General features: G+C 69.9%; 16 protein-coding genes. 3 read left to right on the forward strand and 13 right to left on the reverse strand.

The window, feature by feature from the left end; all coding sequences use genetic code 11:
* Positions 1-14 precede the first annotated feature (14 nt).
* The 3 genes from glgA to ACWGIH_RS39015 are packed head-to-tail and all read right to left on the reverse strand — an operon-like array spanning position 15 to position 2,722.
* Entirely contained in the window at positions 15-1,181 is a 1,167-nt protein-coding gene (glgA, locus tag ACWGIH_RS39005) for a glycogen synthase (protein WP_453449018.1), read from the reverse strand.
* 51 nt (positions 1,182-1,232) lie between these two features.
* Positions 1,233-1,973 (reverse strand): (2Fe-2S)-binding protein, encoded by a 741-nt coding sequence (locus ACWGIH_RS39010; protein ID WP_453449019.1) that lies wholly within the window; start codon positions 1,971-1,973, stop codon positions 1,233-1,235.
* Between the two features lie 11 nt (positions 1,974-1,984).
* A complete protein-coding gene (locus tag ACWGIH_RS39015; RefSeq protein WP_453449020.1) occupies positions 1,985-2,722 on the reverse strand; it encodes a class I SAM-dependent methyltransferase in 738 nt (245 codons plus the stop codon).
* Positions 2,723-3,145: 423 nt separating this feature from the next.
* Here ACWGIH_RS39015 and ACWGIH_RS39020 point away from each other — a divergent pair, with 423 nt between their 5' ends.
* The gene (locus ACWGIH_RS39020) at positions 3,146-4,168 is read left to right on the forward strand and encodes a DMT family transporter (RefSeq protein WP_453449021.1); all 1,023 of its coding nucleotides are present in this window, start codon (positions 3,146-3,148) and stop codon (positions 4,166-4,168) included.
* An 82-nt stretch (positions 4,169-4,250) separates the two neighbouring features.
* Here ACWGIH_RS39020 and ACWGIH_RS39025 read toward each other — a convergent pair whose 3' ends face one another.
* Both ACWGIH_RS39025 and ACWGIH_RS39030 read right to left on the reverse strand, forming a co-directional pair.
* The gene (locus ACWGIH_RS39025) at positions 4,251-5,453 is read right to left on the reverse strand and encodes a transglycosylase family protein (protein WP_453449022.1); all 1,203 of its coding nucleotides are present in this window, start codon (positions 5,451-5,453) and stop codon (positions 4,251-4,253) included.
* 115 nt (positions 5,454-5,568) lie between these two features.
* Positions 5,569-6,540 carry an acetylxylan esterase gene (locus ACWGIH_RS39030; RefSeq protein WP_453449023.1) on the reverse strand — a complete coding sequence of 324 codons (972 nt, stop codon included), beginning with the start codon at positions 6,538-6,540 and terminating at the stop codon, positions 5,569-5,571.
* A gap of 99 nt (positions 6,541-6,639) precedes the next feature.
* Between ACWGIH_RS39030 and gndA the strand changes: the two genes are divergently transcribed.
* A complete protein-coding gene (gene gndA, locus ACWGIH_RS39035; protein WP_453449024.1) occupies positions 6,640-8,082 on the forward strand; it encodes an NADP-dependent phosphogluconate dehydrogenase in 1,443 nt (480 codons plus the stop codon).
* Positions 8,083-8,131: 49 nt separating this feature from the next.
* On the opposite strand, the gene ACWGIH_RS39040 is transcribed toward gndA, so the two are convergent.
* The 8 genes from ACWGIH_RS39040 to ACWGIH_RS39075 all read right to left on the reverse strand — a co-directional run bounded on the left by ACWGIH_RS39040 (position 8,132) and on the right by ACWGIH_RS39075 (position 13,930).
* Complete coding sequence (locus ACWGIH_RS39040) at positions 8,132-8,326, reverse strand: hypothetical protein (RefSeq protein ID WP_453449025.1); 195 nt, start codon at positions 8,324-8,326, stop codon at positions 8,132-8,134.
* Positions 8,327-8,427: 101 nt separating this feature from the next.
* The gene (locus ACWGIH_RS39045) at positions 8,428-8,868 is read right to left on the reverse strand and encodes a nitroreductase family deazaflavin-dependent oxidoreductase (RefSeq protein ID WP_453449026.1); all 441 of its coding nucleotides are present in this window, start codon (positions 8,866-8,868) and stop codon (positions 8,428-8,430) included.
* Positions 8,869-8,967: 99 nt separating this feature from the next.
* Positions 8,968-9,627 (reverse strand): aspartate/glutamate racemase family protein, encoded by a 660-nt coding sequence (locus tag ACWGIH_RS39050; RefSeq protein ID WP_453449027.1) that lies wholly within the window; start codon positions 9,625-9,627, stop codon positions 8,968-8,970.
* A gap of 22 nt (positions 9,628-9,649) precedes the next feature.
* On the reverse strand, positions 9,650-10,099 hold the full coding sequence (gene panD / locus ACWGIH_RS39055; protein ID WP_453449028.1) for an aspartate 1-decarboxylase: 450 nt from the start codon (positions 10,097-10,099) through the stop codon (positions 9,650-9,652).
* 174 nt (positions 10,100-10,273) lie between these two features.
* Positions 10,274-11,107, reverse strand: a complete 834-nt coding sequence (locus ACWGIH_RS39060) for an amino acid ABC transporter ATP-binding protein (protein WP_453449029.1) — start codon at positions 11,105-11,107, stop codon at positions 10,274-10,276.
* A 5-nt stretch (positions 11,108-11,112) separates the two neighbouring features.
* Positions 11,113-11,898 carry an amino acid ABC transporter permease gene (locus ACWGIH_RS39065; RefSeq protein ID WP_453449030.1) on the reverse strand — a complete coding sequence of 262 codons (786 nt, stop codon included), beginning with the start codon at positions 11,896-11,898 and terminating at the stop codon, positions 11,113-11,115.
* 41 nt (positions 11,899-11,939) lie between these two features.
* On the reverse strand, positions 11,940-12,695 hold the full coding sequence (locus ACWGIH_RS39070) for an ABC transporter substrate-binding protein (RefSeq protein WP_453449031.1): 756 nt from the start codon (positions 12,693-12,695) through the stop codon (positions 11,940-11,942).
* A gap of 302 nt (positions 12,696-12,997) precedes the next feature.
* Positions 12,998-13,930 (reverse strand): helix-turn-helix domain-containing protein, encoded by a 933-nt coding sequence (locus ACWGIH_RS39075; RefSeq protein WP_453449032.1) that lies wholly within the window; start codon positions 13,928-13,930, stop codon positions 12,998-13,000.
* 262 nt (positions 13,931-14,192) lie between these two features.
* Between ACWGIH_RS39075 and ACWGIH_RS39080 the strand changes: the two genes are divergently transcribed.
* A complete protein-coding gene (locus tag ACWGIH_RS39080) occupies positions 14,193-14,645 on the forward strand; it encodes a hypothetical protein (protein ID WP_453449033.1) in 453 nt (150 codons plus the stop codon).
* Positions 14,646-14,810: the final 165 nt, after the last annotated feature.

The following is a 14,810-nucleotide window of genomic DNA, read 5'->3' on the forward strand; positions in this document are numbered from 1 at the left end:
CCCCTTAACTGGGATCACTTGGACTCGAGTAACTCCTCGTACACGCGGGTCATGTGTCGCGCGACCGCGTCCCAGCCGAACTCCCTGACGGCACGGTCGCGTCCGGCCGCGCCCATGCGGGTCGCGGCGCGCGGATCGGTGACCAGTTCGTTCAGGGCCTGTGCGAGCCGCGCCTCGAAGGCCGCCGGCTCCTTCTCCTCGTACGGGACGAGGAGGCCCGTGCTTCCGTCGGCGACGACTTCGGGGATGCCGCCGACGTCCGATGCCACGACCGGGGTGCCGCACGCCATCGCCTCCAGGTTGACGATGCCGAGCGGTTCGTACACCGACGGGCAGACGAACGCCCGCGCGTGGGTGAGGAGTTGGACGACCTGTTCGCGCGGCAGCATCTCCGGGATCCAGTGCACTCCCCCGCGGGCCTGGCTCAGCTCCTCGAAGAGGGTGCGGAACTCGGCGTCGATCTGCGGTGTGTCGGGCGCTCCGGCACAGAGCACGAGCTGCGCGGCGGGGTCCAACTCCTTGGCCGCGCGCAGCAGATGGGGCACGCCCTTCTGCCGGGTGATGCGTCCGACGAACAGGACGTAGGGCCGGTCGGGGTCGATCCCCAGGCGCTCCAGGACGTCCGTGCCGGGGTCGGGGCGGTACAGGTTCGTGTCGATGCCGTTGTGGACGACGTGCACCTTCGCCGGGTCGATGGCGGGATAGCAGCCGAGAATGTCGGTCCGCATGCCCCGCGAGACGGCGATCACGGCGTCCGCGGACTCGACGGCGGTGCGCTCGGCCCAGCCGGAGAGGGCGTAACCGCCGCCCAGCTGCTCGGCCTTCCAGGGGCGCAGCGGCTCCAGGGAGTGCGCGGTCATGACGTGCGGGATGCCGTACAGGAGCTTCCCGAGGTGGCCCGCGAGGTTGGCGTACCAGGTGTGGGAGTGGACGAGGTCGCAGCCGGTGAGTGCCGCCGCCATGGAGAGGTCCACGGAGAAGGTGCGCAGGGCGTCGTTGGCGCCGTCAAGGGCGTCCCAGGCCTGATGGCGCGTGGGGCCGCCGTCGGCTGCGCCGTTTCCCCAGCAGTGCACGTCGACGTCGACGAGGGCCTCTAACTCCCGTGCGAGGAACTCGACATGGACGCCCGCTCCGCCGTAGACATCCGGAGGGTACTCCCGGGTGAGCAGTCCTACTCGCACGCAGAACCTCCGTCCGTCCACCCCAGCCGCCGGTCTCCCGCCCCCTCATGGTCACCCAGAAGCGCCCGGTGGGGAAGAGGCCCGCACCGACCTCCGGGGCGGCCGGTCGAAGCAGCAGTCGCCGCACAGGCCGCCGCCCGGGCACCGGTAGTAGAGACAGCAGCTGCGGCGGCGGAAGGCCGTGCCGCGCAGCGTTCCGGTGTCGCGCAGGTCGGGATGGTCGAAGAGTTCGGCGGCCAGTGTCCGTGCCCGCTCCCCCACGTCGGTACGTCCGGTGCGGCGGGCCCAGGTGTCCAGTTCGCGGGCCGCGCCGGCGAGCGCGGAGCCCGCGTTGCCCCACAGCAGGGGCGCGGAGATCCGGTGGCGCGTGCGCAAGGCGTCGGCCAGGGGCACCAGATGGGCGTGCTGCACGACCTCCCGGATGTTCGCGGCGTCGCCCGGCCGCGTCCGCACCTCGGTCAGCCACAGGTCATCGGGGGAGCTGCCGTCCGCGTCCCAGTGCAGCCGCCCCGGATCGAGGTCGGGCACCTCGCCGTGGAGCGCGGCCGAGCCGAGCGCCACCGACCACAGCCGCGCCGCGAGCCCCAGCTGCGCCACGGACACCGCGACGCGCGCGTCGGGCGCCCCGAGCCGGGCGGCGACCTTGTCGACGCGGAACCCGAGGGGCCCGTCGTCGCCCGCGTACAGCCGTGCCAGGGGCGTCACTTGGGGCCCTGCGGGTGGCTCACCCGTGCGCAGGGCGAAGAATCCGCCGACGGAGCCGACTTCGGTCAGGTCGAGAGGGGCTTTCACGACAGCAGAGCCTAGGCGTCCCGCCGGAACAGTGCCGTCCACAGGAAGGACTCGCCGAAGCACGCGGAGTCCTCGGGTTCGTCGCGCATGCGGCGCAGTTCGACCTCCGTCAGGTCGGAGAAGATCCAGCGCAGGGACTCCGGCGTGTAGGCGAGGCCGCCGTGGAGTGCGGACGCGTGATAGAAGTCCGCGTCGGGCAGCTCGGAGCCGGAACCCGCTTCTCCGGAGGCGAAGGCGGTGAGACCGAGGTGGCCGCCCGGAGCCAGGGCGCGGTCGAGCAGGGAGAGATAGCTGACGCGGCGGTGGGGCGGCAGGTGGTGGAAGCAGCCCGAGTCATGGATCAGGTCGTAGGGGCCGCGCAGTTCGGTGTCGGTGAGCGCGAACGCGTCGCCGCGGTGGAAGCGGATGTCCGCCCCGGTCTCGCGGGCCCGCTCCTCGGCCCAGTCCACGGCTGCCGGGGAGAGGTCGACGGCGTCCACCTGGAATCCCAGGGAGGCCAGATACAGGGAGTTGCGGCCGGGACCGCAGCCCAGATCGAGGGCGCGCCCCGGGGTGACGAGTCCACGCTCGACGTAGGAGGCCAGGTTCTCGTCCGGCTTCGCCACGAAGAACGGCACCGGCCGGTCGCGGTCGGTGTAGAAGCCGTCCCACCAGGTCGCCGCGTCGGCGGTCCAGCGGTCGGCCTCCGGCGCGAACAGACCGTCCATGAGCTTCAGGACGTCGTCAACAGTGCGTATGTTCCGGTGCATCCGGGCCCCTTTCCACGGGGTCCGAGAATAGGGCCGGGCCCTGCAAAAGCCCAGGTCACATGGCATGAGTGGAAGCGCGCAGGCAGTCGCTGGAGGGGATGGGAGCGGCCCGTGTGGGCAGCGGTCCGGAAGCGGTGTGCCGACGCGCCCACGGCGTGCCCAGGGGCTCGTACGGGGGCGTTGGACGGGGCGCGGGCGCAAGAATTTTCGAGATTTCAGATGATCCACCGAACCGACGCGTAACCCACCCGGGGGAGGACATCTCTCTGGTCGTACTCCATCGGCAGTAGGACCCAATGCCTGCTGAGGTACGACGACGTGGAGCGAAATTCGCGAGATCGTGGTGGGTATGGAAGCCGACCGTTCGCCGCGCCGGACGCCCCGGGCCCACCACAGGGCGCACCGCAAGCCGTGGAGCACCTCATGAGTGCCCTCACGCTCGCCGTGCTGCTCTCCCTCGTCTCCGCCGTGGCGTATGCGGGCGGGGCCATTTTGCAGGAGCGCGTCGCCGTCAGCACGCCGGAGCGGCGGTACGCTCCGCTGCGCCGCGGCGCCTGGTGGGTCGCCATCGCGCTGAACGGCCTGGGTGCGCTGCTGCACGTGGTGGCGCTCGCGTACGGGCCGCTGAGCCTGGTGCAGCCGCTCGGCGCCCTCACCATCGTCTTCGCGCTGCCGATGGCCGCCCTCTTCGTGCGCCGCAAGGCGGGGGCCACCGCGTGGCGCGGGGCGATCATGGCGACCGTGGGTCTGGCCGGTCTGCTGTCGCTGACGCAGTCGGCGGACGTGCAGTCCCTGGACGGCACCGAGCGGGTCATGGTGGCGCTGATGACCGCGGGCGCCGTGGTGGCGCTCATGGTCGTGGCGCACGCGGTGCACCGTCATCCGGTGGTGCGCAGTGTGCTGCTCGCCAGCGCGGCGGGCGTCGCCTTCGGCATCGCCTCGGTGTTCACCAAGACGGTCGCGGTGGACCTGGACGCGGGCGTCTCGCTGACGCGGCAGGTGCCGAGCCTCGCCGTGATCGCCGTCCTGGCCGGTGCCGGTGTCCTGATCTCGCAGGCCTCCTACCGCGGCGCGGGCCTCGCGGCCCCGCTGTCGACCGTGACGGTCGTGAACCCCGTCGTGGCGGCCGCGGTGGGCCTCACACTCTTCGGCGAATCGTTCCGCTACGGCTCGGCGGGCACAGCCGTCGCCCTGGGCTTCGGGGTCGTCGCGGCCGGCGGTCTGATCCTGCTGACCACGGAGCGGATCGGCGCGGCGCAGGGTGCCGCCGCCTCGACGGTCCAGGTGGCCAAGGGCGGACCTGTCGCGGCGGACGCCGTGGCTCACGAGAAGCGGCCCGACGAGCGGGCGCACGAACTGCCCGCGCTGCCCTCCCAGCCCGCGGCCGGACCGCACCGGCGGGTGCTGTTCCGCCATGGCCACGGCCGTGAACGCATCGGTTCCTGAGGCCCGCAGGGCGGCCTCGCGCGCATCCTGAAGCCCCTGGGTAATCCCCAGGGGCTTCGGTCGTTCACGTGCGGCGGACGCGTCAGATCCGGACGCCGCCGGCCCGCAGATACGCCAGCGGATCGACGTCCGCGCCGAAGCCGGGCCCCGTACGGATCTCGAAGTGCAGGTGCGGGCCCGTGCTGTTGCCGGTGGACCCCGAGCGCGCGATGCGCTGCCCCGCACCCACCTTCTGCCCGGCCTTCACGGTGAGCGCGGAGAGGTGGCCGTACTGGGAGTACTTGCCGTCACCGTGCCGGATCACCACCTCGTAGCCGTACGAGCCGCCCCAGCCGGACGACACGACCGTGCCCGCGGCGACGGCCTTCACGGAAGTACCGGTGGCGACGGGGAAGTCCACACCCGTGTGATAGCCCTTCGACCAGGAGCCGCCGGCGGCACGGTAGGGGGTGCTGGGTGAGGCGGCCACGGGTGCGGACATGCCCTGCGTGGCCTGGGCGGGCTTCGCCTTCTTCGGCTCGGCCTTCTCGGCCCTGGGCTTCGGCTTGGGCTCGGCCTTGGGTTCCACCCGCTGCTTGGGCTGCGTACGCGGCTTCGGCGCGGCCTGGGGCTTCTCGGCCTGCTTCTGCGAGGCCCGCGTCGCCAGCCGCTGGCCCGGCGTGATCAGGTCCGGGTCGTCGCCGATCGTCGAGCGGTTGGCCTCGTACAGCTGCCGCCAGCCGCCGCTCACCCTGCGCTCGTCGGCGATCCCGGAGAGCGTGTCGCCGCGGACGACGGTGTACATCTGGCCGCGGCCCGCGGTGGACTGCGGGGTCACCTCCGGCTTGACGTCCTTGACCTGGCGCTGCGGGGCCTTCGGCGCCGCCTTCTTGGGCGCGCTCATCGGCGTGATGTCGGGCGCGTCACCGCCCCGCGTCAGACCGGCCCGCTCCGAGCAGACCGGCCAGGCCTGTGGTCCCTGTGCCTTGAGGACCTTCTCGGCGACGGCTATCTGCTGGTGCTTCGTAGCGCGGTCGGCGCGCGGGGCGTAAGCGGTGCCGCCGTACGCCTCCCAGGTGGACTGCTTGAACTGGAGACCGCCGTAGTAGCCGTTGCCGGTGTTGATGCTCCAGTTGCTGGTGGACTCGCAGGCGGCGACCTTGTTCCAGGTGTCGACGTCGGCCGCCTCCGCCGTGCCCGTGCCGATCAGCGGCAGCGCCATCCCCGCGCCACCCGCCGTGACGGTCAGCGAAGCTCGGTTGATCCGGTTCGGCTGGTACCGGCGGTGCCGACCGCGTACGGCCATGAGAGCTCCCTCAGTCACACTGATCACAGTCACGTCGGACACACGACAAGGCGGCAAGTTAGCCGTTCCGACCGAACCGTGACAAGGGCGCGCGACCGAGGGAACGCACCACCCGTCAGGCCTTCAAGTGCTCCGGGAGCCACTGGAGTTGGACATCCTGCTGGTAGGGGCCACCGCCCTCATGATCGTTGAAGGAGTACACCTCCATCGAACGTTCCGCCCCCGCGTAGGCGTTGTGGGCGGCGAAGACGGTGGACGGCGGGCACGTCATGTCCTCCAGAGCCGCCGAGAAGAGCGCGGGCGCCGTGCCCCGGGCCGCGAAGTTCACGCCGTCGAAGTAGGAGAGCGTACGGAAGACGCGCTCCTCGACGCCGCGCTTCGCCTTCATGTAGAGCGCGATCTCCCGGTACGGCGGACGGTCGGTGAGGGTCGTGGCGCGCGGGAAGTCGCACAGGAACGGCACGTCGACCGCGATCGCCGCCAGATCCGGGACGAGTCCGGCGACGGCGAGGGTGATCCCGCCGCCCTGGCTGCCGCCGACCGCCGCGACCCGCGAGGAGTCCACCAGCGGGTGCGCGCGGGCCGCCTCGACCGCCCGTACGCCGTCGGTGAAGACGCGCCGGTAGTAGTACTCGTGGGGGTCCTCGATGCCGCGCGTCATGTAGCCGGGGTAGGCGGGCCCGCTGCCGACCGGGTCGGGGGTGTCGCCCGCCGAACCGCCGCTGCCCTGCCCCCGGGTGTCCATCACGAAGTGCGCGAAGCCCGCGGCCGACCACAGCAGACGCTCGTGCGGGAGACCGCGGCCGCCGCCGTATCCGATGTACTCGACGACGGTGGGCAGCGGCTCGGTCGTCCCGGCGGGCACTATCAGCCAGCCCCTGACCGGGTGGCCGCCGAACCCGGCGAACGTCACGTCGAAGACGTCGACCGTGCTCAGGTGCGCGTCGACGGGAGTGAAGCGGGCGTCCAGGTCATGCTCGCGTGCGGCCAAAAGGGTCTTCCGCCAGAACGCGTCGAAGTCCTCGGGCTCGGTCACCTCGGGCCGGTAGCGGCGCAGTTCGTCGAGCGGCATGTCGAAATGGGGCACGGGCGGCTCCTTCGTCGGACACAGTGTCGGAATGTCACGCTACGCCGCGGGGCAATACTGGCGAACACCACTGGCACTTCCACCTCCAGGAGCCACGGCATGAGCAGCACGTCAGCCCAGATCGGCGTCACGGGCCTCGCGGTCATGGGGCGCAATCTGGCCCGCAACTTCGCACGCAACGGCTACACCGTCGCCCTGCACAACCGCACGGCGGCCAAGACGCACGCACTGGTCGAGGAGTTCGGCCACGAGGGCGAGTTCATCGCCACCGAGACCGCCAAGGAGTTCGTGGCGGCGCTCGAACGCCCCCGGCGCCTGGTGATCATGGTGAAGGCCGGCGATCCCACGGACGCCGTCATCAAGGAGTTCGCGCCGCTCATGGAGCCGGGCGACATGATCATTGACGGTGGCAACGCGCACTTCGCGGACACCCGGCGCCGCGAGCGTGAACTGCGGGAGCAGGACATCCACTTCGTCGGCACGGGCGTCTCCGGCGGCGAGGAGGGCGCGCTGCTCGGCCCGAGCATCATGCCGGGCGGCTCCGAGGAGTCGTACGCCTCGCTCGGCCCGATGCTGGAGAAGATCTCGGCGAAGGCGAAGGACGGCTCCCCCTGCGTCACCCACGTCGGCCCTGACGGCGCGGGCCACTTCGTGAAGATGGTGCACAACGGCATCGAGTACGCGGACATGCAGCTGATCGCCGAGGCGTATCAGCTGCTGCGCGACGTGGCGGGCTACTCCCCCGCGCGGATCGCGGACATCTTCCGCACCTGGAACACCGGCCGCCTCGACTCCTATCTGATCGAGATCACGGCGGAGGTCCTGAAGCACGTGGACGCCGCGACGGGTGAGCCGTTCGTGGACGTGGTCCAGGATCAGGCCGAGCAGAAGGGCACCGGCCGCTGGACGGTGCAGATCGCCCTCGATCTGGGCGTTCCGGTGTCGGGGATCGCGGAGGCGGTGTTCGCCCGGTCGCTTTCCGGCCACTCCGAACTGCGGGCGGCGTCGAAGGACTTGGCGGGTCCCACCGCTCGTCCGCTGGACGAGGCCGAGGCGGCAGCCTTCGCCGACCAGGTCGAGCAGGCGCTGTACGCCTCGAAGATCGTGTCGTACACGCAGGGCTTCCACGAGGTCGCCGCGGGCAGCGAGGAGTACGGCTGGGACATCGACCTGGGCGCGGTCGCCGCCATCTGGCGCGGCGGCTGCATCATCCGCGCCGCCTTCCTGGACCGCATCCGCGCCGCGTACGACGCGCGCGCGGATCTGCCGAGCCTGCTGTCGGACAAGACGTTCGCGCAGGAGATCGGTGCGGCCCAGGACGACTGGCGCGCGGTCCTGGTCGCGGCCACCCGGCAGGGTGTCCCCACGCCGGGCTTCTCGGCGGCCCTCGCGTACTACGACGCGCTGCGCGCGGACCGCCTGCCGGCCGCGCTCACGCAGGGGCAGCGGGACTTCTTCGGGGCGCACACCTACCGGCGTACGGACCGTGAGGGGTCGTTCCACACCCTGTGGGGCGGGGACCGCTCGGAGGTACAGGCCTGAGACCTGCCGGTGTCCGGCAGGTCCGGCGCCTGTCGGTCTCCCTCCGCCGTCAGACCGGCTTGGGCTCGGTCTCGGGCTCCGGTCCCGGCGGCGGGAGCGGGGTCGGCGGCGGGTCCGGCGTGGGGCGCGGCACGGGGCCGGGGCCCGGGCCCGGCATGGGGCGCTCGGGGTCCGGCATCGGATTGGGTCCGCCCGGGTCGGGGATGGGGCTGGGCGGCGTGGGGTCGGGATACGGGACGGTCATGTCTCCTCCGTCGGGTCGGAGATCGGTCGTGTCCACTCTCTCCCGCCTCGCGTGCCCACGCCTGCCGAGTCCACGCGTCCCCGCGCCGTCCGACCTCGGTCTCAGGTGCGGCTGAGCCGCACGACGGGGATGTCCCGATCCGTCTTGGCCTGGTAGTCCGCATAGAGGGGGAACAGCTCGACGAGGCTCGGCCAGACCCTGGCCTTGTCCTCGGCCGACAGTGTCTCGGCGCGGGCGGCGAATCGCTCCTCGGTGCCGACGCGGAGTCGTACGCCGGGCTCATCCACGAGGTTGCGGTACCACAGGGGGTGCTCGTCGGCGCCGCCGTTCGAGGCCACGATCAGGTAGTCGTCGCCGTCGCGGCCGTAGATCAGCACGGTGCGGCGCAACTGGCCCGTGCGCCGTCCGCGGTAGTCGAGCAGGAGGCAGGGGACGCCCTGCACCCCGGTGCCCTTCGTGCCACCCGACTCCTCGTACAGGCGGGCCTGTTTGCCCACCCAGCCGGTTGGACTGATCACGGCCTCTTCGTCCTGCTGCGCCATGTCCGCTCCCGTGAAGCGTGAGTGTGAAGCCTGAGTGTGTGAAGTGCGAGTCGAAGGAGTACGCGGGAGGCGAGCGGTCACTCACCTCCCGCTGTCAGCCTACGACTTGGCGCCGACACCACACCGGAGAACGGCCTCGCGCAGACCGGGGCGCGGGCTGGAGACGACCGGTACGGGGAGAGCGGCGCGGTCCGCCGCGTCCGCCATCGACGCCTGCGCCAGGACGACGGAGTCGACGCCCCGCAGGGCGTCGACGGCATCCACGATCAGACGGACGTGACCTTCCCTGTCACCGGCCTCGAACCTCTCCCAGGCGCCGTCCACCAGGACCTCGGTGACATCGACGGGCCGCCCGGCGCGGGCGGCCTCCTCCTCGACCAGCGCGCGGGTCGGCCCCAGGGTGCTCTTCAGGGTGGCGACGACGGCCACGGACCGCCCCGCGGCCACGGCGGCGGCCGCCATGGGCCGGTCGACGCGTACGAGGGGGACGCCGACGGCGGCGGCGCGGGCCTCGGTGACGGCGCCGATCGTCGAGCAGGTGCAGAGCACGAGGTCGGCCCCTTCGGCGACGGCCCGCACCAGCAGTTCCTGGACGTCGTCGGCCACCGCGTCGGGTCCCTCGGCGCGGGCCCGCGCGAGCAGGTCCTCGTGCACGAGGTGCCGCAGCGCGAACCCCGGGTGGTCCTGGTCCCGCAGCCCCTCGAAGACGGGGACGTGCACGGGCGAGGTGTGCAGCAGGGCGAGCGTGGCGGTCACCATGCGGCCGGGTCCGACTTCGTGCTCATCGGCTCTCCTGGAGGGCAGGCGCGGCCTGCGGGCTGCGGGCCATGTCTTCGGCGCCCGGCACCGGCGCGGCCGCGTCGTCACCGAGGGCCACGATGCGGTTGACCGCGCCGTCGACGCCGTCGACGTGCACGACCTTGGGCCGCAGGGTGCGGGCCTCGGCGTCGTCGACCTGGGCGTAGCTGATGATGATCACCTTGTCGCCGGGGTGCACGAGGTGCGCGGCCGCCCCGTTGATGCCGATGACGCCGCTGCCGCGTTCGCCCTCGATGGTGTACGTCTCCAGGCGGGCGCCGTTGGTGATGTCGACGATGTGCACGAGCTCGCCGGGCAACAGGTCGGCCGCGTCGAGAAGATCGGCGTCGATGGTGACGGAGCCCACGTAGTGCAGGTCCGCCTGGGTCACCGTGGCACGGTGGATCTTGGACTTGAACATGGTACGCAGCATTTTTTGGTCTCCTAGAAGACGGCTCCCTGCCTGCTTTCTGCAGGTCAAGGGCGTTCCTCACTGTACATCGGCGCGCCTTTGACTCGAAGGCTTTCCCCGACGCCCAAGGCCCCGCTTCCCGAGGACGCGGGGAAATGTGTCCGACAGCCCCGCCGAACTTGATATCCGTGCAGGTCAGCGGTCCACGCGCTTCTCGTGAGGTCCTGTGTCCGGGACCTCGCCCACCTCCGCCGCCGCAGGATCGAGCACGCGCGCCAGGAACGTCCGGGTCCGCTCGTGCTGCGGGTCGCCCACCACACGTTCGGCCGTGCCCTCCTCGACGATCACTCCGTCGTCCATGAAGACCACCCGGTCGGCGACCTCGCGCGCGAAGCTCATCTCATGGGTGACGACCAGCATCGTCATCCCCTCCTGGGCGAGCGAGCGCATCACCGCGAGTACGTCCCCGACCAGTTCGGGGTCGAGCGCGGAGGTCGGCTCGTCGAAGAGCATCAACTCGGGATCCATGGACAGCGCCCGAGCGATCGCGACCCGCTGCTGCTGGCCGCCGGAGAGCTGCGCAGGATAGGACCGCTCCTTGCCGACGAGGCCCACCCGCGCGAGGTTGGCCCGCGCGATGCGCTCGGCCTCCTCCTTGCCGCGCCGCAGCACACGGCGCTGCGCGATGGTCAGGTTCTCCAGCGCCGTGAGGTGCGGGAAGAGGTTGAAGGACTGGAAGACCATGCCGATCCGACGGCGTACGCGATCGATGTCCACATCGGGGTCCGTGACCTCCGTACCGGCCACCGTCACCGTGCCCGACGTGGGCTCTTCCAGAAGATTGACGCAGCGCAGCAGGGTCGACTTGCCGGAGCCCGAAGGGCCGATGACACAGACCACGTCACCGCGCCCCACCGTGAGGTCGATGCCCTTGAGCACCTCCAGATCGCCGAACGACTTGCGCAGCTCGCGCACCTCGATCGCCTGGCCCGAAGGTGCGGGCGCGTCGGGTGCCTTGTCCAACTTCATGGTGCTCACCTGGCTTTCGCCGTACGGGCCTCGAGCCGCCGCACCAGATGGCCGAGCGGGAGGGTGATGACGAGATACAACAGTCCGGCGATCAGGATCGGGGTCAGGCTCTTGTGCTCGTTCAGCGCGTCCCGGCCGAAGTTGGCCAGCTCGAACTGGCCGAGCGAGAGGCCGAGCAGATACACCAGTGAGGAGTCCTTGGTGAGCAGGATCAGCTCGTTGGTCAGCGGCGGCAGCACGATCCGGAACGCCTGCGGCATCACGATCGACACCATCGCACGCCCCGGTGACATGCCCAGCGAACGGGCCGCCTCCGTCTGCCCCTTGGGCACCGCCAGGATGCCCGCGCGGATCGTCTCGGCCATATAGGCGGCGCCCACCAGGCCCAGGGACAGCATCACCGTGATGTCCATGTCGAGCGCGACCTCGAAGGCCAGCGGCACACCGAAGCCGAGCGCGATGAACACAAGGAGGGAGGGAATGCCGCGGAAGAACTCGATGTAGGCGATCGCGAGCCAGCGGTACGGAGGCACCGTGGACAGCCGCATCAGCGCAAGGACGACGCCGAGCCCCAGGCCGAAGCCGAAACCGAGCAGCGTGTAGTAGGCGGTGTTGACCAGCGCGGTGGTGATCACCTCGGGGAACAGCGCCTTGGCGATCTCCACGTCGAAGAACGCCTGGCGCAGTGTCCCCCAGTCGGCCACCAGCGCGAACACGGCTATGGCGATGAGCAGCACGGCGTACTGGACGCCGCGGAACAGCCGTGCCCGCCGCCGTCGGGACATGGACATACGTGCAGAACTCCTCTGGTCAGCCGTTTGAATGCTCGAGGTCAGCTCTGCGGAGTGGTGCCGAACCACTTCTTGTAGATCTTGTCGTAACTTCCGTCGCTTCGGGCTTCCTTGAGGACTGCGTTGACCTTCTTGCGCAGTGAGTCGTTGCCCGTGCGGAAGCCGATTCCGTACTTCTCACCGGTGTCGAACTCCGCGGTCACCTCGGTGTCCGGGTTGTCCTTGATGTATTCGAAGAGCACGCCGTTGTCGTTGATGCCCGCGTCGACTTTGCCGGCCTTGACCGCCGTGAGCAGCAAGCCGACGTCCTCGTACTCCACGAGCTCCATGTCGAGGCCCTTACTCTCCTTCTTGGCGTAGATGCCGCCGGTGGTGGCCTTCTGGTAGCCGAGCTTCTTTCCCTTGAGATCCTCGAAGGTCTTGTAGGGCTGCCCCTTCTTGGTGATCAGCGCCTGGGTGGCGTTGAAGTAGGGGTCCGAGAAGTCCATGACCTTGTCGCGCTCGTCGGTGATCGTCATGCCCGCGGCGGCCAGGTCGCACTTGCGGATGTTGAAGTCCTGGCCGGTTTCGATGCCTTCGAAGGGGGTGTTGACGATCTCCTGCTCGACCCCCAGTTCCTTGGCGACCAGGTCGACCAGATCCACGTCGAACCCGACGATCTTGCCGTCCTTCTTCGACTGGAACGGCGGATAGGGCAGATGCGTGCAGGTCTTGATCTTGCCGGAGGAGACGAGCTTGATCCCCGAGGCGCCCTTGTCGCCGTCGCTGTCGGACTTGGTGCTGGTGCAGCCTGTCATCAGCAGGCCGGCGACTGCGGTCAGGGCTACGGCAGTTACCGGGGAACGAACAAACTTCGGGGGACGAGCGGACACAGGACCTCCAGGGCAGGCTCGAACCAGGGCGCGAGCGAGATCAACAGCGCTGTGTGCTGCGCAAGCTGCGGTGCATCCTGCCACCGGCCAGGGCTCTTGTCCCGCCCCCGGGATTGCGTATGCGTAACACACTCGATCTCTGCCGCTTCAACTCCCCTGTGTGAGCGGTTACTTGCCCTGCGTCAGCATCCAGCCGGGCGAACTCCTTGATCAGCGGGGGGTAACCGTCAGAGCGAGGAACGTCGAGTACCGCAGTGGGCTTCTTCCAGGAGTCCTGCCGCATGCGCGGTCCGCTGGTACAACACGTAGCGCCCGTCTCTGACCTTGGTGACGAGACGTGCGCGGTGCAGGGCGCTGAGGTGGTAGGAGACGGTGCCCGGGGTGTATCCGGTTCGGGCGGCGAGTTCCGCGGTGGACCGGGCGGTTTCGAGGTCCGCCAGCAAGGCCGCTCGGGCGTTGCCGACCACTTGCGCGATCTTTCCGGACCTGCGATCCCGGTCGGCTCCGATCCGCTGGGCGGGGTAGTAGAAGACGAACTGCCCGGGGGTGTCGACCTGGATGACGACGGCGGACCGGCTGAGCACGCTGGGGGTGAGGACCAGGTCCCTGCCTGCGACATCGATTTCCGCCTCCCACGGCTTGGCCAGGGTGATCGCGTCGCCTGCCCAGGCCATGTCGGGGTGGAGTGCTCCGAGCGTCCGGCCGACGCCGTGGGTGGCGATGGCTGCCGCGCGGTGGGCGATGTCCTGTTGGATGATCGAGCGCAGTTCGGGCCAGCCCTCGGACAAGGTGTCACGCCAGAACCGGGCGAGACCGTTGGCGAGATGGCGCTGCATCTGCCCCGACTCCGCGATCCGACGGGTGGTGGGCAGCAGCGGCCTGTTCCAGTGGGTCCGGGTGTGGGTGAAGACCTGGGTTTCGAGGTCGTCCTGCGCTACGGCCTCGATGTGCGCGATCTGCTCGTCGATCAGGTCGTGGCGCTGTGCGTCCGTTCCCGGCTGAGGGGTGAGCAGGTCAGGTCTGTAGGTGTCGCCGTTTTGCGGTAACAGGTCAACGAGCAAGGCAACGTCGGGATGGGCGAGTGAGGCTCGGGCGCGTGGTCCGGGATCCCCGAAGACCGGGTGCCGTCCCGACGCGGCGGTGAGTTGCAGCCACGCCATGGATTCCGCAGCAGGGGAAGGCGCCAACCGGGTCCTGGACACTGTATTGGCGTCTACACGCAGGGTCAGCACCGCCCCGACGCTAGCAGTCGTCGCGATGGATTTGAACGGGCTCAAATGCTTTCCGGCGTGTGGTCCCCGCGTGGTGGAGTCGTGTTGCCGAACAACGGCAGCAACGTTCACTGCCCGATCTGAGGCGGTCGCCTCCGTATGGCGGTGAGGTTGCGCATCCGGAACTCGACGAACCCTGGGAGTGGTTGTCATGGTGAGGTTGAAGGACGCATCGAAGGTCAAGAGCCGCACGAGGAAGGTCGGCGTGGCCGTGACCGCAGCCGCGTCGATTGCCGGGATGGCTTTCGCGGCAACACCCGCCACCGCCGTCGGCGCCGCTGCCGCCACCATCTCGATCGAGTACGGGGCGAGCTACTACAAGGGCACGGCCAGCTGGTCCAACCGGTCGGTCGGCATCGACGCGTCGTTCAAGGCCAGCAATTGCCGGCGGGTCTACGCGCGGGCGTTCGCCGGTAGCACCTCACTGGACTTCAAGAGCAGCAGCACTTGGTGCAATCGATCCGGACCGGCGGACTTCGCCCTTTCCGCGAACGTCGTCGGTGGGGCCGACAGAATCTGGGTCTACATGACTGACGAAAACCTGAACTACCTCAAGGGACAGACCTGTTACCGCACCGGCGGCTGCATCGACGGCCTGCACTAGCGGCGGATCCGGTAGTCGTCCAGGACGTTGCCGGTGTCCTGGGCGGGCCGTCCGGAGAGGGCGGGGCTGACACATCCGGCAGGTCACAGCCACGCGATCCTGGAGATCACATGAAGACTCATGTCACCGCCGCCCTCGGTTCCCTCGTGCTGACCGCGGGCGCCT

Source organism: Streptomyces sp. NPDC054872, from assembly GCF_053610705.1.